Here is a 22,471-nt window from a genome sequence, read left to right on the forward strand (position 1 = left end):
CCGTTTCCCGGCGTCGACGTAAACGGACCAAGGCGTGATCGAACGAACACTTTCCAGGCTTGTCAACGGTTTCGCGGCTGTCGGCCTCGTCATCTCTCCGCTCGCCGCCGCGGCGCAGGAGGCGCCGGACGCGGGCGGCCTCAACCTGCCGAGGACCCTCTCCGTTCTGGGCCAGAACGATCCCAACCTGCGCAAGCCGACCGCGGTCGTGAACGGCCAGATCATCACCGGTACCGACGTCGACCAGCGCACCGCGCTGGTGCTCGCGGCGTCGAAGGGCCAGATCGAGGGCGAGGAACTGCAGCGCCTGCGCACGCAGGTCCTGCGCAACCTGATCGACGAGACCCTCCAGATCCAGGAAGCCAAGGCCCAGGAAATCGAGGTTAGCCAGGCAGAGGTCGACCAGACCTATGCCCGGGTGGCGGCGCAGAACTTCGGTCAGAACGTGCAGGCGATGGACGAATACCTCGCCCGGATCGGCTCGTCGCCGGCATCGCTCAAGCGGCAGATTCTGGGCGAACTGTCGTGGCAGCGGCTGCTGCGCCGAAACGTGGCGCCGTTCATCAATGTCTCGGCCGAAGAAGTGAACGAGATGATGGCCCGGCTCGAGGCCAGCCGCGGCACCGAGGAATATCGCCTCGGCGAAATCTGGATGGCAGCCACGCCCGAGAACCGCGAGCAGGTGGTCGAGAACATGCGCAAGATCATGGAGCAGCTGCGTCAGGGCGGCAGCTTCGTGGGCTATGCGCGCCAGTTCTCCGAATCCTCCACGGCGGCGGCGGGCGGCGACCTCGGGTTCGTGCGGCTCGAAATGCTGCCGAGCGAACTTGCCGTGGCCGCGCGCCAGATGCAGGTCGGCCAGCTGGTCGGCCCGATCGAGAACTCGGGCGGTTTCTCGGTTCTGGCGTTGATCGACAAGAAGGCCGTGTTGATGGCCGATGCCCGCGATGCGGTGCTCAGCCTCAAGCAGATTTCGCTCGAGTTCGCGCCCGGCACGACCGAGGCCGAGGCTCAGGCGGGGTTGCAGAAATTCGTCGCCGGCGTGGGCCAGATGCGGGGATGCGGAAGCGCCGACGAAGTGGCGGCGGCGATGGGCGCCACGGTCGCGAGCAGCGACGGCATCGTCCTGCGGTCGCTGCCCGAGCAGATCCAGTCGATGCTGCTCGACCTCCAGATCGGGCAGACCACACCGCCGTTCGGCGGGCTGGAGGAAGGCGTCAGCGTTCTCATGCTGTGCGGCCGCGACGATCCGCAGGATGCAAACGCGCCGAGCTTCGACGACCTGATGTCCCAGCTCGAGGACGACCGGATCAACAAGCGGGCGCAGCGTTACCTGCGCGACCTGCGCAACGACGCGGTGATCGAATACAACTGAGGCCGCGCATCCCGCTCGCCCCGGCGGGGGCGTGAGCGTGGCGGCCGAAGCCCGTATTGCGCCGCTTGCGGTATCGCTCGGCGATCCGTCCGGGATCGGTCCCGAGCTGATTGCCGAAGCATGGGTGCAGCGAACCCGCGCGCGCGTGCCACCGTTCGTGGCGATCGGCGGCGTGCGCCTGATCGCTTCCGCGGCCGCCAGCCGGGGCATCGAGGTCCCGATCGAACCCGTCGCGTCGCTTGCCGAGGCAGGCGCGGTCTTCGGGCGCGCGCTGCCGGTGCTCGGCGACCTCGACGCGCCCTTCCGGCCCGGCGAGCCGAATGCCGAAGGCGCGGCGCTGGCATTCTCCAGCCTCCAGACTGCGACCGATCTGGCGGTGCGCGGCGAGGCATCCGCACTCGTCACCGGGCCGATCGCCAAGGCGCTGCTGGCGGCGGTCGGCTTCCATCATCCGGGCCAGACCGAGTTCGTCGCACAGGCTTGCGGAGTAACCGCGCAGGATGCCGTCATGATGCTCGCCGGGCCACAGCTCCGAACGATCCCGCTGACGGTTCACGTCGCACTCGCGCGGGTGCCGGGGCTGCTGTCGGTGGACCTGATACGCAGGCGGGCGCGCATTGCCGCCGCGGCGCTGACGCGCGACTTCGGGATCGTCCGGCCCCGCATGGCGATCGCCGCGCTCAACCCGCACGCCGGCGAAAGCGGAAAGTTCGGCGACGAAGAAGTGCGCATCATCGCCCCGGCGGTCGAGGCGCTCCGGGCTGAAGGGATCGACGCGACCGGGCCGCACCCGGCCGACGCGCTGTTCGCGCCGCACGAGCGGAGAAGCTACGATGCGGCGCTCTGCATGTACCACGACCAGGCGCTGATCCCTCTCAAGGCGCTCGACTTCGACAGCGGGGTCAACGTCACGCTTGGCCTGCCGATCGTGCGCACGAGCCCGGACCATGGCACGGCATTCGCCATCGCGGGCACGGGCCGCGCCAATGCGGGGGCGACGATCGCCGCCCTGCGCATGGCCGGTGAATGCGCCGCGCGGCGGGCGGCGCATGGCTGAACCGCCCCCCAAACTCCCGGCACTGCGCGATGTCGTGGCGCGGCACGGTCTGTCGGCAAGCAAGGCGCTGGGCCAGAACTTCCTGTTCGACGAGCAGTTGCTCGATCGGATTGCGGCCATCCCCGGCGACTTGGAGGACAGGGCGGTGCTCGAGATCGGACCGGGACCCGGAGGGCTGACGCGGGCGCTGCTGAGGGCCGGCGCGCGGGTGACCGCAATCGAGATGGACCGGCGCTGCCTTCCCGCACTCGCCGAAATTGAAGCGGCCTTTCCGGGCAAGCTGCGGGTGGTCGAGGGCGACGCAATGAAACGCGACCACGACGCGCTGATGGGCGAGCCCTACGCCGTCGTCGCCAACTTGCCCTACAACGTCGGCACCGCGCTGTTCACGCGCTGGCTGTCGGGAGAGGCCTGGCCGCCGCGCTGGACGAGCCTGACGCTGATGTTCCAGCAGGAAGTCGCCCAGCGGGTCGTCGCGAAGCCTGGCACGAGCGCCTACGGCCGGCTCGCGGTGCTGTCGCAGTGGCGGTCCGCGGCAAGCCTCGCGATGAAGGTTCACCGCAGTGCGTTCACCCCCCCGCCCAAGGTGATGAGCGCAATCGTCCATGTCGAGCCGGAGCCGATGCCCGCCGGCGTATCCGCCCGCGTCCTCGAACGCGTGACCGAAGCCGCCTTCGGCCAGCGCCGCAAGATGCTGCGGCAAAGCCTGAAGGGCGTGCCCGGGGCGCTTGATACGCTGGAAGCGCTCGGAATCGATCCCCAGCGCCGGGCGGAGACGCTCAGCGTCGACGAGTTCGTCGCGGTCGCCCGCGCTCTCAGCTAGCCTTCGCGCGCTGCCGCCATGCGTGCAGCAGCGGCTCGGTATAGCCCGAAGGTTGCTCGACACCCTTGAACACGAGGTCCATCGCCGCGCGGAACGCGGGCCCATCCTCGTTGCCGACGAGCGGGGTGTAACCGGGATCGCCGGCATTCTGTTCGTCGACCTTGGCGGCCATCCGGCGCAGCGAGTCCATCACCTGCTCCTTCGAGCAGACGCCGTGAAGCAGCCAATTGGCCATGTGCTGGCTGCTGATCCGCAGCGTCGCGCGGTCCTCCATCAGGCCGACGTCGTGGATGTCGGGCACCTTCGAGCACCCCACCCCTTGGTCGATCCAGCGAACCACGTAGCCCAATAGCCCTTGTGCGTTGTTGTCGAGCTCCTCGCGCACTTCCGCCTCCGACCAGTTGGTGCCGGTCGCGAGCGGGATCGACAGCAGCGCGTCGAGGCCGGGCGATTCGCCCAGTTCCTTCTGCCGCTCGAACACGTCGATCGCGTGATAATGCGTCGCGTGCAGCGTGGCCGCGGTGGGCGAAGGGACCCAGGCGGTGTTCGCGCCCGCCTTCAGGTGCCCGATCTTCTGCGCCATCATGTCGGCCATCATGTCGGGCGCAGCCCACATGCCCTTGCCGATCTGCGCCTTGCCCGAAAGACCGTGCCTGAGGCCGATCGCGACGTTGCGCGCCTCGTAGGCGGTGAGCCAGGCAGACGTCTTCATCTCCGCCTTGCGGATCATCGGACCCGCGTGCATCGAGGTATGGATCTCGTCCCCCGTGCGGTCGAGGAAGCCGGTGTTGATGAACACGATCCGGTCCTTCACCGCGTGGATGCAGGCGGCGAGGTTGGCCGAGGTCCGCCGTTCCTCGTCCATCACCCCGACCTTGACCGTATGCCGGTCGAACCCGAGCAGGTCCTCGACCGCGTCGAACAGGTCGTTGGTGAACGCGCATTCCTTGGGCCCGTGCTGCTTGGGCTTGACGATGTAGATGCTGCCGGCCCGGCTGTTGCGCCACTTGCCCAGGCCGCGCACGTCATGCGCGCCGATCGCGCTGGTGATCACCGCGTCCATGATGCCTTCGGGCACCTCGCTGCCGTCCGGCAACCGAATGGCCGGGTTGGTCATCAGGTGGCCGACATTGCGCACGAACAGCAGGCTGCGGCCGGGCAGCGTGGTGTCGCCGGCCTCGACGTCGTCGGCCAGGCAGCGGGTCATCTGCCTGCCGCCCTTCTCGAACGTTTCGGACAGGTCGCCGCGGATCACGCCGAGCCAGTTGCGATAGGCGGCGAGCTTGTCCGCTGCATCGACGGCGGCGACCGAATCTTCGAGGTCGACGATCGTCGTCAGCGCGCTTTCGAGCACCACATCGGCGATTCCTGCCGCGTCGTCCTGTCCCACCGGGCTTTCGGGATCGAACACGACCTCGATGTGCAAGCCGTTGTTGACGAACATCTTCCCGCGCGCCGTGGCGCCGACGAACTGGTCCGGATCGGCGAGCGGGATGGCGTCCGGCCCGGCAAGGTCCGCCCAGCTTCCGCTCGCCAGCGGCACCGCGCCGTCGAGGAATGCGCGGACCTTGGCGATTACCGCGCGCCCGCGCGCCTTGTCGTAGCCGCCCGGCTGCGCCGCCGGGGCGTCGAGCGCGTCGGTGCCGTAATAGGCATCGTAAAGGCTGCCCCAGCGCGCGTTGGCGGCATTAAGCAGGAAGCGGGCATTGAGCACCGGCACCACGAGCTGCGGCCCGGCCATCGTCGCGATCTCGGGGTCCACGTTGCGGGTGCCGATCGTGAACGGGTCCGGTTCGGCGACAAGGTATCCGATCTCTTCCAGGAAGGCGCGGTAGGCCCTCGCATCGTGCGGCTGGCCTTTCCGCGAACGATGCCAGGCGTCGATTTGTGCCTGCAGGTCGTCGCGCCTGGCCAGCAGCGCGCGGTTGCGCGGGGCATATTCGGCCAGGATGGCGGCAAATCCCCGCCAGAAATCGCCCGCATCCCGGTCGAGCGGGGCCAGCACCTCGTCCTCGACGAAACGCGCCAGCGCGCTGTCGATTGTCAGCCCGGCCTTGGTAACGGTATCGCTCACTGCTTCCCTCGCATGGTCTTCTGGCGCACCGACGGGAATCGGCGCACCGGGTCAATAGCCTGTCGTCCGGGGAGGAAGCGAGCCGCGCCTATGGCCAAGGCAGCGCCACTTTGCAACACCGGCGGGCGGGGGTTGGACAGCTCCGCACGCTTCGCTAGGAGCCGTTTCAGATGAAACTGGCAGCCGACCACTTCACCGCCGCGATCGACGGCTCCGCGATGCTCCGGACGGTGCGCGAATGGAGCGCGGTCAATACCGGAACCGGCAACCTTGACGGCCTCGCAAGGCAGGCCGCGCTGCTGGCCGATGCCTTTGCCGCGCTACCTGGGGAGATTTCGCTGGTCGAACCAGCCGCGGTCACCGTTGTCGCCGCTGACGGACGCGAGGTCGAGAAAGCGCACGGCCAGCACCTCGTGCTTAGCGTGCGGCCCGACGCGCCGCGCCGCGTGCTCCTGACCGGCCACATGGACACCGTCTTTCCCGCCGACCACTCGTTCCAGGACCAGCGCTGGATCGACGACGAAACGCTGAACGGTCCGGGCCTCGCCGACATGAAGGGCGGGCTGGCGGTCATTCTCCACGCGCTCATGGCGCTCGAGGACACCCGCGCCGGCCAGTCGCTGGGCTACGACGTGATGATCAATTCGGACGAGGAGACAGGCTCGCTATCCTCGTCTTCGCTGATCGCCGATCTCGCCCGGGACAAGTTCGCCGCGCTGACCTACGAGCCGAGCGCGCTGCCCGACGGCACCCTCGCCCATGCCCGCGGCGGATCGGGCAATTATTCGATCGTGGTGGGCGGCAAGTCGGCGCACGCCGGGCGCAACCCGCAGGACGGGCGCAACGCGATCGTCGCGGCGGCCGATCTTGCGCTCAGGCTCAAGGCGATGGGACACGACGCGCTGTCGGTCAACCCGGCGCGGATCGACGGCGGGTCGGCGAACAACGTCGTTCCCGACCACGCCGTGCTGCGGTTCAACATCCGTCCGAAATCGACCGATGCGGCCGACGCATTCGAACGCGATCTCAAGACCTTGCTCTCTGAAATTGAGAAACTGCACGAGGTTTCCCTGCATCTCCATGGCGGTGTGACCCGACCGCCCAAGCCGGTAGACGCGCGCGCACAGAAGCTGTTCGACCTCGTCCGCGAATGCGGCGCTGAGCTGGGGCAGGATATCCGCTGGAAGTCCACCGGCGGCGTGTGCGACGGAAACAACATCGCCGCCTGCGGGGTGCCGGTGGTCGACACGATGGGTGTGCGCGGCGGTGCGATCCACTCACCCGACGAATTCATGATCGTTCCCTCCCTCGCCGAGCGCGCCGCGCTCTCGGCGCTGGTCCTTTCCCGCATCGCAGCCGGAGAAACCATTTGAGCTTCCGCCTTCGCGCCGCCCACCCGGACGATCTCGAACCGCTGTACGAGATGGCCAAGCTGACGGGCGGCGGATTCACCAATCTGCCGCCTGACCGCAACGCGCTCAGGGCGAAGCTCGAACGCACCGAAGCCGCCTTCACCCGCGAGGAGAACACGCTGGCCGACGAGCAGTTCGTCCTCGTCCTAGAGAACGCACAGACCGGCGACGTGCGGGGAACGTGCCAGCTGATGACGCAGGTCGGGCAACGCTGGCCCTTCTATTCCTACCGCAAGACCACCCTTACCCAGCATTCGCAGGAACTCGAGCGGACGGTGCGCGCCGACCTGCTCAGCCTCGTCACCGACCTTGAAGGATCATGCGAGGTCGGCGGCCTGTTCCTCCACCCGAGCGAACGCGCCGGCGGGCTCGGCCTCCTGCTCGCCCGCAGCCGCTACCTGTTCATCGCGATGCACCGCGATCGGTTCGCCGACCGCATCCTGGCCGAACTGCGCGGGATCATCGATGAGCGCGGCGGGTCGCCGTTCTGGGACGGGGTCGCGGGCCGGTTCTTCGGGATGAGCTTCCAGGACGCGGACTATTTCAACGCGATCAACGGCAACCAGTTCATCGCTGACCTGATGCCCAAGCACCCGGTTTACATCGCGATGCTCGACGACGACGCGCGGGACGTGATCGGGATGCCCCACCCTACCGGCCGGGCGGCGATGCGCATGCTCGAGAACGAGGGATTCCGCTATGACGGCTACGTCGACATTTTCGACGGCGGCCCGACGATGACCGCGCGAACCGACGACGTGAAATCGATCCGCGAATCGCGCCGGGCGAAGATCGCCAGCGCGTCGCTCGACATCGGCGACCGCGCGATCATCGCTGCGGGGACGCTCGGCAGCTTTCGCTCCGCGTTCGGAATGCGCGAATTCCGGCCCGACGGGACGGTCGAGATCGACCATCGCTCGGCGCGCCTGCTCGGGGTGGGCGAAGGCGACGAAGTGTGGAGCGTGGCGCGATGAGCGGCCGAAGCGGGCTCCTCGAGATCAACTTCGACGGCATCGTCGGCCCCAGCCACAACTATGCGGGTCTCAGTCTAGGCAACCTTGCCGCGACCGCCCACGCCGGCGACGTGAGCTACCCGCGCGCGGCGGCTCTCCAGGGCCTCGCCAAGATGCGTCACAACATGGCGCTCGGCCTGGCGCAGGGCTTCTTCGTGCCGCTGCCCCGCCCCAACGCCGATTTCCTCCGCCGGCTGGGCGCGAACGAGGAAACCGATCGCGCACTGACCGCCGCGGCGTGGTCGGCATCGTCGATGTGGACAGCGAACGCCGCGACCGTCAGCCCCGCTCCCGACACGGATGACGGGCGCTGCCACCTGACCCCGGCGAACCTCGTGACGATGCCGCATCGTGCCCAGGAGTGGCCCGACACCGCGCGTCAGCTCGAGATCGCCTTTGCCGACGCTGCGCACTTCAAGGTCCATCAGCCGGTCCCGGCCAGCTTCGGCGACGAGGGTGCAGCCAACCATATGCGCTTTTGCGAAAGCCATGACGGCGCCGGCGTCGAGGTGTTCGTGTATGGCCGCACCGGCGGCGCCTTCCCGGCCCGCCAGCACGAACAGGCGAGCCGCGCGGTCGCCCGCCTGCACCGGCTCGACCCACAGCGCACCGTTTTCGTCGAACAGAACCCCGCCGCGATCGAGGCCGGCGCATTCCACAACGATGTGGTCGCGGTCGCCAACGGGCGCGTGCTGTTCACCCATGCCGAGGCCTTTGCCGATCAGTCTACCGCCTACGCGGCGATCCGCCGCGCGTTTCCGCCGCTCGAGGTGGTCGAAGTGCCCTCCTCGGCGGTATCGCTGGACGAAGCGATCCGCAGCTACCTGTTCAACGCCCAACTGGTGACGCTTGCCGAGGGCGAAAGCGCGCTCATCGTGCCCAGCGAGTGCCGCGAGGTCGAAGCTGTATCACGCTATCTCGACACGCTGGTCGCCGGCAACGGACCGATCCGGCGGGTCCTTGCCGTCGACGTGCGGCAGTCGATGGCCAACGGCGGCGGGCCGGCCTGCCTTCGTCTCCGCGTCGTCGCCGACCCCGCCACCGTCGATCCGCGCTTCCTGCTCGACGATGCGAAGGCGGACCGCATCGAGGCGGTGATCGCGCAATACTGGCCCGAATCGATCGACCCCGCCGATCTGGGGAATCCCGAACTGATGGCCGACGTCGTCTCGGCGCGCACCCGGTTGCTCGAAACGCTCGACCTGCAGATTCTTGGTTAACGCGCTGGACGCATTCGCGCCGGCGTTTACACTTTACCCCGCATTAACCATCGAACGGGACAGTCCGAATGCCGTTTGGCACCAGGACACGCGGACGAGGTTGAGCACTAACAAGGGTTTGCGCGAGGTTTTGGATGCTCAGGAAGGTCGGGCGCCTGTTCGTCATCAAGACGCGGATCGAGGCGTGCCTGATCATCTACGCGCTGGCGCTGGGCGCCTGCGAGCGCGGCGTTCATTACATGGCGCAGTTCCCGGGCGTGGGTGGCAAGCTGCTGTTCGTCGCCGCCACCGGGTCGGTCTTCCTCGCCGGCGCCAAGATCTTCGACTGCCTGCGCTTCGAAAAGGAACGGCGCGAGGCGGCGTCAACGGCTTCGCCCGGCTGACGTCCCACATCGGCCTGGCCCCGCCTTTGGCCGGAACCCGCATACCAATCACCGATGCGCCGCGGCGCGCAGTCACCGAGCGCGCACGGATGTACCATGCTGGGGAAACGGGTGGGGGATTCTGTTGCTAGGCTCCCCCGGGCCCCCGGTTTCCGATTCTGTTACCCGGTTCGGTCCGAACCGTGCTCTAGGCTTTGTAACGTCAGGCCGTTAGGCCCTAGAATTACGCAGCGAGAGCAAGTGCTTCGTTGTCGTTGGCACTTGTGTGTTGTGAGCCTATTTGCGGGTTACTCAGCCCGGGCGAAAACAGCGCTTTTCAGCACACGTCGATCCTGGTTCGGCCCCGTCATTTCCCCCGCAACGAACGGAAGAGGTGGTGGAGCCGCCGGGTACTGCCCCCGGGTCCGCTGCGCCTATTGCACGCCGCAGTTTATCGCCATAGCCGGCCGAAACCGGCACCGCCCATATAGGCGATGCCGGCTTAATGTGAAGTGACTTGGGGCTGCTTCCTTAGTTCGTCGCGGATCTCGATCAGCAGATCGGTCTCGCTCGGACCGGCCGGCGCTTCTTCCTTCTTGGCCTCGACCTTGTTCGCGCCCTTGACGATGAGAAAGATGACCCACGCGATGATGAGGAAGTTAACCAGCTGGGTGATGAAATCGCCGTAGCCGATCATTGCCACGCCGGCTTCCTTGAGCTGCGCGTAATTGTTCACTTCGCCTTCGTACCCGTCGGGAATGGCCCCGAGGCGAATGAAGTAATTCGAAAAATCGAGGTCGCCGAAAATCCATCCGATGATCGGCATGATGATGCTTTCGGTCAGCGAGGTGACGATCTTGCCAAACGCCGCGCCGATGATCACCGCGACCGCGAGATCGAGCACGTTCCCGCGATTGATGAATGCCTTGAACTCCCCCAGCATGAACCCTCCACTCATTGGCGCCCCTGCCACGCAGGCTGCGCAAGAAAATCGAACCGGTCAATTCCCGCATTTCCTTGAACCCGGCACGGGGTGTGCTAGATTCACAATACAGGCCGGGTTGACCCGGCGTCTTGGGAACGAAGGGGTTTACCGCGATGAACTTCACCGCCGTCCGCCGCGCCGCGATCGTGGCGTTGGCCGCTCTCGGGCTCGCCAGCTGCGGGATCAACACGATCCCGACCAAGGAAGAAGCCGCGAAGGCACGCTGGGCCGACGTGGAGGCGACGTTCCAGGAACGCGCCAACCTCATCCCCAACCTCGCCGAAGTGGCAAAGGGCGCTGCCGAGCAGGAGCGCGGCATCCTCACCGACGTGATCGAGGCCCGCGCCAGGGCGACCAGCATCCAGGTCAATGCCGACGACCTGTCCGATCCTGCCAAGATGGCGCAATACCAGGCCGCACAGGAACAACTCGGTGCCGGCCTCGGCCGCCTGCTCGCCAATTTCGAGCGTTACCCGGACCTCAAGTCGATCACCAATTACCAGATGCTGCAGGGCCAGCTCGAAGGCATCGAGAACAAGGTTCGCATCTCGATCCGCGACTACAACGAAGCGGTGCGCGAATATAACACCGAGATCCGCACCTTCCCCAGCATCATCGGAGCCAAGGTGATCTACGGAGCGAAGCCGTTGGTGCCGTACAAGGCGGTGACCCCCGGCGCCGAAGTCGCCCCCACGCTGGACATGACGCCGAACGGCTCCGCCACCGCTCCTGCGGCGGGCGCCAACGACAACGCCGCGCAGCCCACCGCCGCCGCCGTGAACCAGTAGGCAACCCGGTGCGCGGATTTGCGCTCCTTTTCGCCACGCTGGCGGCGCTGTTCGCGTCGCCCGCGCTGGCGCAGGCGTTCCCCCCCCTAGCCGGGCGGGTGACCGACGCGGCGAACATCATTCCCGCCGATGTCGAAGCATCGCTCGAAGCGAAGCTGGCCGCGTTCGAATCGCGCACTCAGCGCCAGTTCGTCGTCGCGACGATCCCCGACCTCGAAGGCTACGACATTGCCGATTACGGCTACCGCCTCGGCCGGCACTGGGGAATCGGCGACGAACAGCGCAACGATGGTGTGCTGCTGATCGTCGCGCCCAACGACCGCAAGGTGCGGATCGAGGTGGGCTACGGCCTCGAACCCTATCTCACCGACGGATACTCGACGCTGATCGTGCAGAACACGATCCTGCCGAAGTTCAAGGCGGGCGACATGGTCGGCGGCATCGTCGCCGGGACCGACGCGATCGTCGAGCAGCTCGAACTGCCCGCCGACGAGGCAGCAAAGGTCATGCAGGAGGCGCAGGCACGCCAGTCCGGTGGCGAGGACGGCTTTCCGGTGGGCATGATCATCTGGGCGGCGTTCATCTTCTTCTTCTTCGTCCTCCCGCTGCTGCGCGGGCGACGGCGCGGCGGGCGCCACAACGGCACTCTCACCGGCAGCACGATCGGCGACATCATCGTCTGGGAAGCGGGCAAGTCGATCCTGGGCGGCGGGTCACGCCACGGCGGCGGCTGGGGTGGCGGCGGCGGTTTCGGTGGCGGCGGCGGATTTTCGGGCGGCGGCGGCAGCTTCGGAGGCGGCGGCGCCTCCGGCGGCTGGTAGGAGAGGCGAGGCGATGGGCTACCTGAACAAGGCGGAACACGACCGAGTCTCGGCAGCGGTCGCCGCGGCAGAGGAAAACACTGCGGGAGAGATCGTCACCGTTCTTGCCGACCGCTCGGACGGCTACCACGACATCCAGCTAGGCTGGGCAATTCTCGCCGCGACGACCGCGCTCGCGTTCCTTGCCGTGCTGCCAGGGTTCTACCTGTCGCTCGTCGACCGGGTCCTGGGCGGCTGGAACCATGAATGGCACCCACAAGCCGTGTTCTCGCTCGCGATCGCGGTGGTCGTGCTCAAATTCGCGTCGGTCTGGGCGATCCAGTTCTGGCAGCCCTTGAAATATTTCCTCGTCCCGCCGCCCATCAAGAAGGCCCGCGTGCGCGAGGCGGCGGTGCGGCACTTCAAGGTGGGCGCTGACCGGCGCACCCATGGGCGCACCGGCATCCTCATCTACCTCTCGATGCGCGAACACAGGGCCGAGATCGTCGCGGACGAGGCTATCGCCGAGAAAGTCCCGGCCGAAGTCTGGGGCGGCGCGATGGCCGATATGCTCGTGCATATCCGCGACGGCCGGATCGCCGAGGGTCTTGCCGCGGGCATCGCCGATGTCGGGGCCGTCCTTGCCGAGCACTTCCCGCGGGCTGAAGGCGACGTCAACGAGCTGCCCGACCGGCTGATCGAGGTATGACGGTCGACAGGGACGAACCCGAGCAGACCGTCTGGCAAGGCCGCTACATCGCCGCGAGGAAACGCGGACGGTGGGAATATGTCGGGCGGGTTCGCGGAATCCGCGCAGCGGTGATCCTCGCGATACACGAAGGGCATATCCTTCTCGTCGAGCAGTATCGGGTGCCGCTGGGCAGGACATGCCTCGAATTGCCAGCGGGGCTCGTGGGCGATCAGGACGATCCCGACGAGGACGTACTCGCCGCCGCTGGCCGCGAACTCGAGGAAGAGACGGGCTGGCGCGCCGGGCGACTTACCTGCGCGGGTGAATTCTACAGCTCGCCCGGCATGGTCAGCGAAAGCTTCACGCTCGTGCGGGCGTACGATCTTGCCCGGACCGGACCGGGCGGCGGAACCGAGGGCGAGGACATCACGGTGCACCGCGTACCCCTTGCCGAACTTTCCGGTTTCGTCGAAAAGCGCAGAAACGCGGGCGTCGGGATCGACGTTCGAATAATGGGTCTGCTGCTGGCGGGCGATATTCGAGGAGAGTGACATGGCAGGACGGGTTGCGGGCAAGCTGGCGCTGGTGACGGGTGCGGCGCAGGGGCTCGGCGCGGCGCACTGCCAGGTCCTGGCCCGCGAAGGCGCGCGCGTCCTGTGCACCGACATCAACGGCACCGGGGCGGAGGACACCGCCGCCATGCTCAACAAGGCCCACGGCGACGGCACCGCGTTCGCCATGCAGCATGACGTCACCGATCCCGACAAGTGGGACGAGGCGATCGCAATGGCGCGCGACGAACTTGGCGGGCTGTCGGTCCTGGTCAACAACGCCGGCGTCGGCGTGCGCGGCAACATCGAGACGTGCACGCTCGAGGAGTGGCGCCGCGGCTTCGCAATCAACGTCGATTCAGTGTTTCTCGGCTGCCAGAAGGCGCTGCCGCTGATGAAGGACAACCAGCCCGGCTCGATCATCAACATCAGCTCGATCGCGGGTCTCATCGCGAGCGACACGATGCCTGGCTACAACGCGAGCAAGGCCGCGGTTTGGATGCTGTCGAAGAGCGTCGCGCTCTACTGCGGCAAGATGGGCTGGAACATCCGCTGCAACTCGGTCCACCCGACCTTCGTCGACACCCCGATCCTCGACGGGATGACGAGCCGCACGGGGCATTCGAAGGAGGTGATCATGGAGAAGCTGGCGCGGCAGATCCCGCTCAAGCGGGTCGGCGTGCCGCGGGAGATCGCCGACGGGGTGTTGTTCCTCGCCAGCGACGAGAGCAGCTTCATGACCGGGGCCGAGCTCAAGCTCGACGGCGGCATCAGCGCGATGTGAGAAAGGTTGGAAGGGCGCGGGATATGCCCGCGCCCTTCAGTCGGCGATCAGCGCGATCGCCAGGTAGATCAGCAGGAACGATCCGAAGCCGAAGATCGTGCCCGCGGCGAAGACCACCCGTACGATCATCGGATCAATCCCGAAGTAGTTCGCGATCCCGGCGCAGACGCCGAAGACTTTGCCGTTCGGGCGGTCGAGGTGAAAGCCGTCGCGCTTGGGCGTCACTGCCGAGTGGTTGCGGTCGAGCCGGTTCATGCCAGCATTCCGCCCGGGAGCAGCGCACCGCCGTTGGCAGGAGCGATCGCGGTGGCGAACATCACGAGGCTGAAGACGAGCGAGAAGACAGCCGCGGCAGCCTTGTTGTTGAGAACGTGCATTTCGATTTCCCTTTCCAAGTGTCCCGGCGGACCATTCCGCCAGATGTTCCAGGTATCGCAAGGGCCGTGCCAGTTTCGAAAAACCGCGGAAATCTGCCGTTTCCCTGGCGATCCAGCTAAACCTCGGGTGAACGGCTTGCTCAAGGTAGGGAAATATTCCCAACTGTTGGGATCAGCGCATTGGCGGCTGGCGGTCGTCACCCCTCCCGGCTATCCGACGAGCCGAAAATGGCGCTCGACCGCATCTCCCTGACGACCTTTCGTAACCATCGCGCGACCGCTCTCGAGGGTACGCGGCGGTTCAACCTGCTCGTCGGCGAGAACGGCGCCGGCAAGACCAACGTGCTCGAGGCGTTGTCGCTGCTTGCCCCCGGACGCGGCCTGCGCCGGGCCCCGCTTTCCGACATGGCCTCGAGCGAGGGTCCCGGCGGCTTCGCGATCGGTGCCTCGCTCGCCGCGGAAGGGGAGCCGGTGCGGCTCGGCACCGCCACCGACCCGGCACGTCCGGCGCGGCGGCAGGTGCGCATCAACGGAGCCGACACCACCGCGCTGGCACTCGGGGAATGGGTCGCGATCGCATGGCTCACCCCGGCGATGGACGGATTGTTCACCGACAGCGCCGGCGCGCGCCGCCGCTGGCTCGACCGCATGGCGGTGGCACTCGATGCCGGCCATGCCCGCCATGCCGCGCGCTATGAAGCGGCGCTGCGCGAGCGCAACAGGCTCATCTCGGGAGATGACCCGCCCGATCCGCTCTGGCTCGATGGCGTCGAGGCGCAGATGGCCGAGGCCGGCGGCGCGCTTGCTGCGGGACGCGGTCGGCTCGTCGCGTCGCTGCGAGAGGAACTGTCCACCCTTCCCGCAGAACCCTTCGCGCGGCCGGTGCTGGAACTGGTTTCAGGCGGATCTGCCGACGCCGACGCATGGCGTGCGGCTCGCCAGGTCGACCGGGCTGCGGGCCGCACCCTTGCCGGTCCCCACCGCGACGACCTGGCGGTAACGATGGCGGGAAAGGACCAACCCGCAGCGCAAAGCTCGACCGGAGAACAGAAGGCGATGCTGATCGCGGTCACACTGGCTCATGCAGGACTGGCGGCGCGGGGTCGGGCGAGCGTCCTGCTGCTCGACGAAGTCGCCGCCCACCTCGATCCCGTCCGGCGTGCGGCGCTCTATGAACGGCTGGCGGACAGCGGAACGCAGGTCTGGTTCACCGGCACCGAGACCGCGCCGTTCGACGGGATGCTGGCCGATGCGGCGGTATGGCGGGTGGCCGACGGCGCAGCCCGGCGCGAGGACTAGGCGCGACTCTCCAGGGCGTCGGCGCAATCGGCGCAGACGTTCCCGGACGCGGCATTCCTGGCCGCGAGCCGGTCCTTCGAGGCCGAGACCGCCGCGCTCTTGCCGCGCCCCATGCTCCAGTTCGCCTGCATCCGCACCTGCGGGTTGGGTGCGCACCAGATTTCGCCGGTCGCGTCGATCGCGGTGATCCACAGCAGGTTGTGCTCGGGTCCGTAGTCGATGACCCCGAAAGCGAGGCCATCGCCCTTGTCGAGGACGTGAAGCGGCACCGGGGGATCGAGCTGGGTGAACATGGAAGGGCCCTTTCGCACGCTCAACCGAGCGCGCGACCCCGCGTTCCGAACTTGCGAAAAGTCAGCCTTCGCGGGCGAGCTTGGCCTCGAGCGCATCGAGGCGGGCGGCCAGCTGCTCGCTGTCTTCCCGCGCGCGGGCGGCCATGTCCCTGACCGCGTCGAACTCCTCGCGGCTGACGAAATCGAGCCCGCCGAACGCCTCGCGCATCCGTTCACGCGCGCCATCGCGCGCCTCGCGGGTCATGCCCGCGAAAGTGCCCGCCGCCGCGTTGGCGAGCTTGACGAGATCGGCGACGAGGGGGTTTTCGCTCTGCATGGCGCCGATGTGGCGATCTGCCGGGCCGCGCGCAAGTCAGAACTCGTAGCGTTCGACCGCCCCGTTCGCGGAGCCCTCGATCCCGCCGCCGGGATTGAGCTCGAGGAACTGCCAGTTGAGCACGGTCGCGAACGCGATCCACGCGAGATAGGGCAGCAGCAGGACGCCCGCCAGCTTGCGCACGCGCCAGAACAGCGCGATCGTCACCACCACCAGGACGTCGAGCACGCCGATCACGACCAGCGCCGCGCGGATGTCGTGCATCGCGAAGAACACCGGCGACCATGCGAGGTTGACGAGGAACTGGAGCGAAAAGACCGCGATCGCGACGCCGCGGCCGCGCGCTCCCCAGGCCGCGCAGACCATCGCCAGCGCGAGGCCCATGAGAACGTAGAGGATCGTCCAGACGATGCCGAACCAGACCGGCGGCGGGAAGATCGCCGGCCTTTCCAGCGAACGGAACCACGTGCTGTCTGCCCCGCTTCCGGACAACTGGCCCGACAGGAACCCGAGCAGCACGACGAGCGGCACGGTGAACAGCGCCCAGCGGAAGAGACTGGCGCGCAACTGTCCGCGCGAGGCGAGAGCGGTCATGGGTTCTCCATCGAAGCCGATTCGTCGGCGGTTTTGTGGCCGACCGCCGATGCAGGCGCAACTTTGCCACGCCTTGCGACGACGAGGAACTCGACATTGCCCTCCGGTCCCGTGATGGGACTGCGCGCAATTCCGTCGACTGCCCATCCGCCGGCCTCGAGCCAGCTCCGCACCTCTCCGCAGACGCGGTCGTGGAGCGCCGGTTCGCGCACCACCCCGCCCTTGCCCACTTCGTCGCGCCCTACTTCGAACTGCGGCTTGATCAACGCGACGAGGCGGCAGTCGGGCGCGGCGAGTTCGAGCGGACGCTCGAGGACCTTGGCAAGCCCGATGAAAGAGGCATCGCAGACGACCCAGGTGCAGGGCGCGTCGATCATGTCGGAGGTGAGAATGCGTGCGCTGGTCTGCTCGAGGACCGTGACGCGAGGGTCTTGGCGCAGCTTCCAGGCGAGCTGGTTGGTACCCGAATCGACCGCGAACACGCGCTTCGCCCCCTTCTGCAGCAACACGTCGGTGAAGCCCCCGGTCGAACTGCCGATATCCATCGCGACCACGCCTGCCGGGTCGAGCGCGAAGACCTCGATCGCGTGGGCGAGCTTGATTCCGCCTCGAGAGACCCACGGGTGATCGCGCCCGCGCACCTCGATCTCGGCATCGCTCGGCAGCTGGTGACCCGGCTTGTCGAGCTTGCGATCGCCGGAAAAGACCAGGCCCGCCATGACCAGCGCCTGCGCGCGGCTGCGACTTTCGGCGAGGCCGCGGTCGACGATCAGCTGGTCGAGGCGCTTCTTTCCCATGGACCCTTTGCGGGTTAGCGTGCGTTGACCGCCTGTCAAACCGGGAGAATCCATGCGTTTTCGTGGCCAGATCGCCGCCCTTGCCTGTTTCGGTGCCGCCTGCTGCACGGCGCCGGCGCCCGAACCGACCCCGGCGCCGCCGCAGGCACGGCCGACGCCCGCTCCACCTCCGGTCGCCCTGCCCGCGCCCAGTTTCGACGACTGGATGGATGCGCCGCAGACGTCCGGCGACTGGTACTACCGGCGCGGCGCGGGCACGACCGCGGCGCTGTTCGGCAGCGCGGGGGCCGATGCCCGCTTTGCGCTCACCTGCCGCCTTGCCGGACGCACGGTCACGCTGGCGCGGGCCGGGACGGCATCAGGCCCGGTGCCGATGCGCATCCGCACCGAGACGGCCGATCGCGTCCTCACCGCATCGCCATCCGGGGACGAGATGCCGTCGCTGGTGGCGAGCGTTTCAGCCAACGACCCGATCCTCGATGCCATCGCCTTTTCGAAGGGCCGTTTCGCGGTCGAGGTGGCGGAGCAGTCCACGCTTTATCTACCGAGCTGGCCCGAGATCACCCGGGTGATCGAGGACTGCCGGTCCTAGGCGCGAAAAAGGCCCGCTGCTGGGCGGGCCGGAAGCATCGAATACTGACAGTGAAAAACTATTTTTCAAGACTTGTGTTGCGCCGCGGAAAGACTCACATTCCCTCCTGAGGCCAGCGACCCACGCGGCACTCGGCCACCGGTGAAACGGCGGTCTGGCTTTCTAAGCGCGAAAGGAGGTGATCCGATGTCTCATGGTTCAGCAGGGAGGTCGGTGACGACCCTCGCGAGGCATTATCGGTAATCTCTGACGCCGATAGAGGCTTCGTGGGCGGCCGAACCGGCCGCTGACCATGCGAAGGGCGGTTCCTGGCAGAAGGGGCCGCCCTTCTCATTTGGGCAAGCCTGATCGACGCCGCCCGGGTCACTTGCGCGCCGGGCGATGCGGCCCTAACCGCGCGATATGGACTTCGCGCATCTTCCCCATCCCGCTCCGGTTCCCGGCGAAACCCGCGCACAGGCGATCGCCGATCCCGGTTTCGGCACAGTCTTCACCGACCACATGGTCACGGTGGACTTTCACGCGGACCGCGGGTGGCACGATGCGCGGATCGGGCCGCGCGAACCGCTGAGCCTCGATCCCGCCTGCGCCGTGCTGCACTACGCGCAGGAAATCTTCGAAGGGCTCAAGGCCTATCGCCACCCGGACGGGAGCTTCGCGCTCTTTCGTCCCGAGATGAACGCCGCGCGGATGAATTCCTCGGCCGACCGGCTGGCCATGCCGCACGTGCCGGAAGATCTGTTCGTGGAGGCATGCCGCCAGCTGGTGCGCAAGGACCGCGACTGGTTTCCCACCGTCGATGGCGGCGCGCTCTACCTGCGCCCCTTCATGTTCGCGTCGGAGGCATTTCTCGGCGTCCGTCCGGCAAGGGAGTACAAGTTTCTCGTCATCGCCTCGCCGGTCGGCAACTACTTCAAGTCGGGCGTTCCGGCGGTCAGCATCTGGGTCAGCCGGGACTTCGTGCGCGCTGCGCCCGGCGGCACCGGGGCAGCGAAGACGGGCGGCAACTATGCCGCCAGCCTCGTTCCGCAGGCCGAAGCCATCGCCAAGGGTCACGACCAGGTCGTTTTCCTCGACGCGGTCGAACGCAAGTGGGTCGAGGAACTGGGCGGCATGAACCTGTTCTTCGCCTTCGACGACGGCAGCGTGCTGACCCCGCCGCTCACCGGCACCATCCTTCCCGGCGTGACCCGCAACAGCCTGATCCAGTTGCTGAGGGACGAGGGTCTCACCATCCGCGAGGAACGCTATTCGATCGACCAGTGGCGGCGGGACGCCGAAAGCGGCCGGCTGATCGAGACGATGGCCTGCGGAACTGCGGCGGTGGTCACCCCCGTCGGCAAGGTCGAAGGTCCCGAGGGCGCGTTCACGATCGGCTCGGGCGGCCCCGGGCAGCTCACCGGCAGGCTGCGCGAGAAGCTGGTTTCGATCCAGCGCGGTCATGCGCCCGATCCGCACGGCTGGGTGGTGAAGGTCTAGCGGTCAGATACGCGTCAGCGCCATCGCCGCGCGAGCGAGCGACGGCACGGCACGGGTGGCGGCTGTCAGCAGCCGCGCCCCCGCTTCTGCCTCGGCGATGCGCCAGATCAGCTGCGCGACCCGCACCGGTCGCTCGGCCCGCACGGCGAAATCAGCCTGGAACCACGGCGCGCTTCGACCTGCGAGCCACGCCCGCGCCGCGGCATTTCCGCTGTCCATCGCGATCCCCATGCCCTCGCCCGCCAGCGACGGGATGACGGCGGCCTGGTCGCCGATGCGGTAGAGGCCCGGATCGGTCGTCTCGGCAATGAACCCGTAGGGAACAGACCCGACCGTATCGAACGTCAGGCCGGGCGGGGCGAAGGCCATCCGCTCCCCGAAGGCCGGGTATGTCGCCGCGAGCCGGTCGAGCAGCGCGGGGGGCTGGCCGCTCGCACCGGCAAGAAGCGACTTGCGCAGCGCAAGGCAGACGTTCGCGCTCCCGTCCTCCTGCAGCACGATGCCGGCGTATCCGCCGCGGAAGAGGTGCAATTCGATGCGGCCCGAAAGCAGCGCGTGCAGCGCGTCGTGCGCCGGAATCCGGATGCGCAGACCGAGCGCGGGGTCGTCGCCCTCGCGCGGCCGCGCCTGCCCCCGGACGTCGTGCTTGCCGCTGGCGAGGAAGATCGCCTCGGCCGCGTAATCGTCCTCCTCGCCCTCGACGATGTCGGGTTGCACCGAACGCACGCGATCGACGATCAGCCGGGCGCCCTCGCCCACCGCGCGGCGCCGCAAGGCGCTGTCGAGCGCGCGGCGCGAAAGGCCGAAACCGGACGAAGGCAGCGCAGCAGTCGCCTCGAAGTCTCCCGCGATAAGGGCCAGCGATTCGACTGGGTGCGCGCCAAGCGCCTCCGGCTCCACCCCTGCCCCGCGCAGGCTCTGCGCGGTCCGCCACGACAGGAACCCGCCGCACAGTGCGTCGCCCACCTTCTCGTCGCGGTCGAGCAGTCGCGGCTCCGCCCCGCCCCGACAGAGCGCGATCGCGGCCAGGCATCCAGCCGGACCGGCGCCGACGATCAGCGGAGCTTTTCGACGCACAGCCGGAACGGGAACTGCCGGTACACGCGCGCGCCCTCCACGCCCGCCTCGGCCAGCAAGGGGGACCACTCGCCGGGCCGATAGGACCGTGCTATGGACAAGTGTCCGTCGTGCCGCACGATCGGGTGCCAGCGCATCAGTCCCGCGAGCAGCGGCCAGCCGGCAAAGGCGAAGCCATGCCGGTGCAGGTCGTTGACCAGCCATCCCGCGGCAGCTTCGCGGTCCATGAAACGCAGGAAAGCCAACAACTCCTGCCGGCTCATGTGATGCGCGACGAGGCTCGAAATCACGCAGTCCCAGCCGGCCCCGGCGAGATCGGCATAGTCGCCGGTGCGGTAGTCGATCGCAAGCTCGCCTGGAGTCGCCGCGCGCGCCGCGGCCACGCTGCGCGGATTGAGGTCGACCCCCACCAGCTCGGCCTCGATACCCCGGCGCCGCGCCCAGTGCGCGATGGCGCGCAGCATGTCGCCGTCTCCGAAGCCGACATCGAGCAGGCGAAAACGGGACCGCCCGCCCACCGCGCGCCGGAGGAACGCCAGTGTCGGCCGCCGGGCAAGCGTAAGCGTGTTCACCCGCGCAAGATCGTGCAGCACCGCGGCATACGTCCGCGCGTCGAGCGCGGGATCGTCCATCAGCTCATCGGCAATGGCGCGGTCAGCCAGCATCGCGCCAGCCAAAGCGGAAACCCTCCATCGCGAGGCCCGGCCCGAACGCCAGGGCGACCCCGCTTTCGGGCCGCCCGCGCAGGATGGCCTTGAGCGCGAACATCAGGGTCGACGAACTCATGTTGCCGCACATCCGCAGCACCTCGCGCGATTCGTCGAGCGCGGTGGGCGCAAGGCGAAGGCCCTTCTCGACCGCATCGAGGATCGAGCGGCCTCCGGCGTGGACCGCCCACGCGGCGATGTCCTCCGGCGGCCAGCCGCCGGTGATCCGACGCTGCACAGCAGGGTCGGCAAGCGCGGCCGCGATGCGCCCGGGCACTTCCCCCGAAAGGCGCATATGGAAGCCGGTGTCGCCGATGCGCCAGGTGATCAGGTCCTCGCTGTCCGGCAGCGCGGCGGAGATCCCCTCACCGAGTGCCAGGCCGGGCTCGTTGCCTGTGACGATCGCGGCCGCAGCGCCGTCGCCGAACTGCGCTCCCATCAGGAGTGGTTCGAGATCCATCTCTTCCTGGTGGTGAAGGCTGGACAATTCGACCGTCACGACCAGTACCCGCGCATCGGGCTCGGAGCGGACGATGTGACGCGCGGTGCGCAGGGCGGTGACGGCGGCATAGCAGCCCATGAAACCGACCAGGACGCGCTCGACGTCGTCGCCGAGGCCGAGCCTCCGCGCGATGACCTGGTCGATGCCCGGCGCGACGAAACCGGTGCAGCTGGCGACGACGAGGTGGGTCGGTTTCCCCAGTTCCGGCAGGCCGGCGATCGCCCTGAGCGCCAGTTCGGGCGCCGCCTCGGCATAGATTGCCATGCGCGCCGCAGTGCTCGGCGCCTCGCCGCCGTAGAAGCCCACGCCTTCGTCGAGGCGCGCGTCCTCCGCATCGAGAATCGACCAGCGATGCTCGATGCCCGACCGGTTCGCCATGCGTTCGAAGAGCTTCGCCTCGCGGCTCTCGCCAAGGCGCGAGAGCGCCCACCGGCGATAGTCCGGTTCGAAATCAAGGTCAGGGACCGCAGTTGCGATCGCGGATATGGCGGCCATGTCAGGCA

26 protein-coding genes and 1 other RNA gene are annotated in these 22,471 nt (G+C 67.8%); 15 read left to right on the plus strand and 12 right to left on the minus strand.

Annotated elements, in window-relative coordinates; genetic code table 11:
- Window positions 1-34 precede the first annotated feature (34 nt).
- From N0B51_RS05265 to rsmA, 3 genes are read left to right on the plus strand one after another with little or no spacing between them, the layout of a single operon-like run.
- Window positions 35-1,375 (plus strand): peptidylprolyl isomerase, encoded by a 1,341-nt coding sequence (locus N0B51_RS05265; protein WP_259961195.1) that lies wholly within the window; start codon window positions 35-37, stop codon window positions 1,373-1,375.
- A 31-nt stretch (window positions 1,376-1,406) separates the two neighbouring features.
- Window positions 1,407-2,432, plus strand: coding sequence for a 4-hydroxythreonine-4-phosphate dehydrogenase PdxA (gene pdxA / locus N0B51_RS05270; protein WP_259961196.1), 1,026 nt, complete (start codon window positions 1,407-1,409; stop codon window positions 2,430-2,432).
- Complete coding sequence (gene rsmA, locus N0B51_RS05275) at window positions 2,425-3,255, plus strand: 16S rRNA (adenine(1518)-N(6)/adenine(1519)-N(6))-dimethyltransferase RsmA (RefSeq protein WP_259961197.1); 831 nt, start codon at window positions 2,425-2,427, stop codon at window positions 3,253-3,255. The genes pdxA and rsmA overlap by 8 nt, the downstream gene beginning before the upstream one ends.
- On the opposite strand, the gene N0B51_RS05280 is transcribed toward rsmA, so the two are convergent.
- Window positions 3,248-5,329 carry a malate synthase G gene (locus tag N0B51_RS05280; protein WP_259961198.1) on the minus strand — a complete coding sequence of 694 codons (2,082 nt, stop codon included), beginning with the start codon at window positions 5,327-5,329 and terminating at the stop codon, window positions 3,248-3,250. The genes rsmA and N0B51_RS05280 overlap by 8 nt on opposite strands.
- 170 nt (window positions 5,330-5,499) lie before the next feature.
- Here N0B51_RS05280 and N0B51_RS05285 point away from each other — a divergent pair, with 170 nt between their 5' ends.
- The 4 genes from N0B51_RS05285 to N0B51_RS05300 all read left to right on the plus strand — a co-directional run bounded on the left by N0B51_RS05285 (window position 5,500) and on the right by N0B51_RS05300 (window position 9,357).
- Window positions 5,500-6,702, plus strand: a complete 1,203-nt coding sequence (locus N0B51_RS05285) for a hydrolase (RefSeq protein ID WP_259961199.1) — start codon at window positions 5,500-5,502, stop codon at window positions 6,700-6,702.
- Window positions 6,699-7,715 (plus strand): arginine N-succinyltransferase, encoded by a 1,017-nt coding sequence (astA, locus tag N0B51_RS05290; protein WP_259961200.1) that lies wholly within the window; start codon window positions 6,699-6,701, stop codon window positions 7,713-7,715. Before N0B51_RS05285 ends, astA begins: the two co-directional genes overlap by 4 nt.
- Complete coding sequence (locus N0B51_RS05295; RefSeq protein WP_259961201.1) at window positions 7,712-8,974, plus strand: N-succinylarginine dihydrolase; 1,263 nt, start codon at window positions 7,712-7,714, stop codon at window positions 8,972-8,974. Before astA ends, N0B51_RS05295 begins: the two co-directional genes overlap by 4 nt.
- Before the next feature lie 134 nt (window positions 8,975-9,108).
- Entirely contained in the window at window positions 9,109-9,357 is a 249-nt protein-coding gene (locus tag N0B51_RS05300) for a hypothetical protein (protein ID WP_259961202.1), read from the plus strand.
- Window positions 9,358-9,504: 147 nt separating this feature from the next.
- On the opposite strand, the gene ssrA is transcribed toward N0B51_RS05300, so the two are convergent.
- Together ssrA and mscL are read right to left on the minus strand one after the other, a co-directional pair.
- Window positions 9,505-9,852, minus strand: a transfer-messenger RNA (tmRNA) gene (gene ssrA / locus N0B51_RS05305).
- Window positions 9,839-10,279 (minus strand): large conductance mechanosensitive channel protein MscL, encoded by a 441-nt coding sequence (mscL, locus tag N0B51_RS05310; protein WP_259961485.1) that lies wholly within the window; start codon window positions 10,277-10,279, stop codon window positions 9,839-9,841. The genes ssrA and mscL overlap by 14 nt, the downstream gene beginning before the upstream one ends.
- 155 nt (window positions 10,280-10,434) lie before the next feature.
- Between mscL and N0B51_RS05315 the strand changes: the two genes are divergently transcribed.
- Genes N0B51_RS05315 through N0B51_RS05335 form a run of 5 tightly spaced genes read left to right on the plus strand, consistent with a single transcriptional unit; the run spans window position 10,435 to window position 13,935 of the window.
- The gene (locus tag N0B51_RS05315) at window positions 10,435-11,109 is read left to right on the plus strand and encodes a LemA family protein (protein WP_259961203.1); all 675 of its coding nucleotides are present in this window, start codon (window positions 10,435-10,437) and stop codon (window positions 11,107-11,109) included.
- 8 nt (window positions 11,110-11,117) lie between these two features.
- Window positions 11,118-11,930, plus strand: a complete 813-nt coding sequence (locus N0B51_RS05320; RefSeq protein WP_259961204.1) for a TPM domain-containing protein — start codon at window positions 11,118-11,120, stop codon at window positions 11,928-11,930.
- 13 nt (window positions 11,931-11,943) lie between these two features.
- Window positions 11,944-12,618 (plus strand): TPM domain-containing protein, encoded by a 675-nt coding sequence (locus N0B51_RS05325; protein ID WP_259961205.1) that lies wholly within the window; start codon window positions 11,944-11,946, stop codon window positions 12,616-12,618.
- On the plus strand, window positions 12,615-13,151 hold the full coding sequence (locus tag N0B51_RS05330; protein WP_259961207.1) for an NUDIX hydrolase: 537 nt from the start codon (window positions 12,615-12,617) through the stop codon (window positions 13,149-13,151). The genes N0B51_RS05325 and N0B51_RS05330 overlap by 4 nt, the downstream gene beginning before the upstream one ends.
- A 1-nt stretch (window position 13,152) precedes the next feature.
- Window positions 13,153-13,935, plus strand: coding sequence for an SDR family oxidoreductase (locus tag N0B51_RS05335; RefSeq protein ID WP_259961208.1), 783 nt, complete (start codon window positions 13,153-13,155; stop codon window positions 13,933-13,935).
- Window positions 13,936-13,971: 36 nt separating this feature from the next.
- Here the strand turns inward: N0B51_RS05335 and N0B51_RS05340 are convergent, their stop codons facing one another.
- Together N0B51_RS05340 and N0B51_RS05345 are read right to left on the minus strand one after the other, a co-directional pair.
- Window positions 13,972-14,190, minus strand: coding sequence for a PspC domain-containing protein (locus N0B51_RS05340; protein WP_259961209.1), 219 nt, complete (start codon window positions 14,188-14,190; stop codon window positions 13,972-13,974).
- Window positions 14,187-14,312 (minus strand): hypothetical protein, encoded by a 126-nt coding sequence (locus N0B51_RS05345; RefSeq protein ID WP_259961210.1) that lies wholly within the window; start codon window positions 14,310-14,312, stop codon window positions 14,187-14,189. Before N0B51_RS05345 ends, N0B51_RS05340 begins: the two co-directional genes overlap by 4 nt.
- 228 nt (window positions 14,313-14,540) lie before the next feature.
- On the opposite strand from N0B51_RS05345, the gene recF reads away from it, so the two are divergent.
- A complete protein-coding gene (gene recF / locus N0B51_RS05350) occupies window positions 14,541-15,611 on the plus strand; it encodes a DNA replication/repair protein RecF (protein ID WP_259961211.1) in 1,071 nt (356 codons plus the stop codon).
- Here recF and N0B51_RS05355 read toward each other — a convergent pair.
- The 4 genes from N0B51_RS05355 to N0B51_RS05370 all read right to left on the minus strand — a co-directional run bounded on the left by N0B51_RS05355 (window position 15,608) and on the right by N0B51_RS05370 (window position 17,611).
- Entirely contained in the window at window positions 15,608-15,904 is a 297-nt protein-coding gene (locus N0B51_RS05355) for a hypothetical protein (protein ID WP_259961212.1), read from the minus strand. The genes recF and N0B51_RS05355 overlap by 4 nt on opposite strands.
- 61 nt (window positions 15,905-15,965) lie before the next feature.
- Window positions 15,966-16,220 carry an accessory factor UbiK family protein gene (locus tag N0B51_RS05360; RefSeq protein WP_259961213.1) on the minus strand — a complete coding sequence of 85 codons (255 nt, stop codon included), beginning with the start codon at window positions 16,218-16,220 and terminating at the stop codon, window positions 15,966-15,968.
- Window positions 16,221-16,256: 36 nt separating this feature from the next.
- Complete coding sequence (locus N0B51_RS05365) at window positions 16,257-16,814, minus strand: TspO/MBR family protein (RefSeq protein WP_259961214.1); 558 nt, start codon at window positions 16,812-16,814, stop codon at window positions 16,257-16,259.
- Window positions 16,811-17,611, minus strand: a complete 801-nt coding sequence (locus N0B51_RS05370; protein ID WP_259961216.1) for a TlyA family RNA methyltransferase — start codon at window positions 17,609-17,611, stop codon at window positions 16,811-16,813. The genes N0B51_RS05365 and N0B51_RS05370 overlap by 4 nt, the downstream gene beginning before the upstream one ends.
- 52 nt (window positions 17,612-17,663) lie before the next feature.
- On the opposite strand from N0B51_RS05370, the gene N0B51_RS05375 reads away from it, so the two are divergent.
- Together N0B51_RS05375 and N0B51_RS05380 are read left to right on the plus strand one after the other, a co-directional pair.
- Window positions 17,664-18,203 carry a hypothetical protein gene (locus N0B51_RS05375; protein WP_259961217.1) on the plus strand — a complete coding sequence of 180 codons (540 nt, stop codon included), beginning with the start codon at window positions 17,664-17,666 and terminating at the stop codon, window positions 18,201-18,203.
- Between the two features lie 402 nt (window positions 18,204-18,605).
- Entirely contained in the window at window positions 18,606-19,682 is a 1,077-nt protein-coding gene (locus N0B51_RS05380; protein ID WP_259961218.1) for a branched-chain amino acid aminotransferase, read from the plus strand.
- 3 nt (window positions 19,683-19,685) lie between these two features.
- Here the strand turns inward: N0B51_RS05380 and N0B51_RS05385 are convergent, their stop codons facing one another.
- From N0B51_RS05385 to N0B51_RS05395, 3 genes are read right to left on the minus strand one after another with little or no spacing between them, the layout of a single operon-like run.
- Window positions 19,686-20,759 (minus strand): NAD(P)/FAD-dependent oxidoreductase, encoded by a 1,074-nt coding sequence (locus N0B51_RS05385; protein WP_259961219.1) that lies wholly within the window; start codon window positions 20,757-20,759, stop codon window positions 19,686-19,688.
- Entirely contained in the window at window positions 20,738-21,424 is a 687-nt protein-coding gene (locus N0B51_RS05390) for a methyltransferase domain-containing protein (RefSeq protein WP_259961220.1), read from the minus strand. Before N0B51_RS05390 ends, N0B51_RS05385 begins: the two co-directional genes overlap by 22 nt.
- The gene (locus tag N0B51_RS05395; RefSeq protein ID WP_259961221.1) at window positions 21,414-22,463 is read right to left on the minus strand and encodes a type III polyketide synthase; all 1,050 of its coding nucleotides are present in this window, start codon (window positions 22,461-22,463) and stop codon (window positions 21,414-21,416) included. The genes N0B51_RS05390 and N0B51_RS05395 overlap by 11 nt, the downstream gene beginning before the upstream one ends.
- Window positions 22,464-22,471 lie beyond the last annotated feature (8 nt).

The organism is Tsuneonella litorea, assembly GCF_025154015.1.
Lineage (GTDB): Bacteria > Pseudomonadota > Alphaproteobacteria > Sphingomonadales > Sphingomonadaceae > Tsuneonella > Tsuneonella litorea.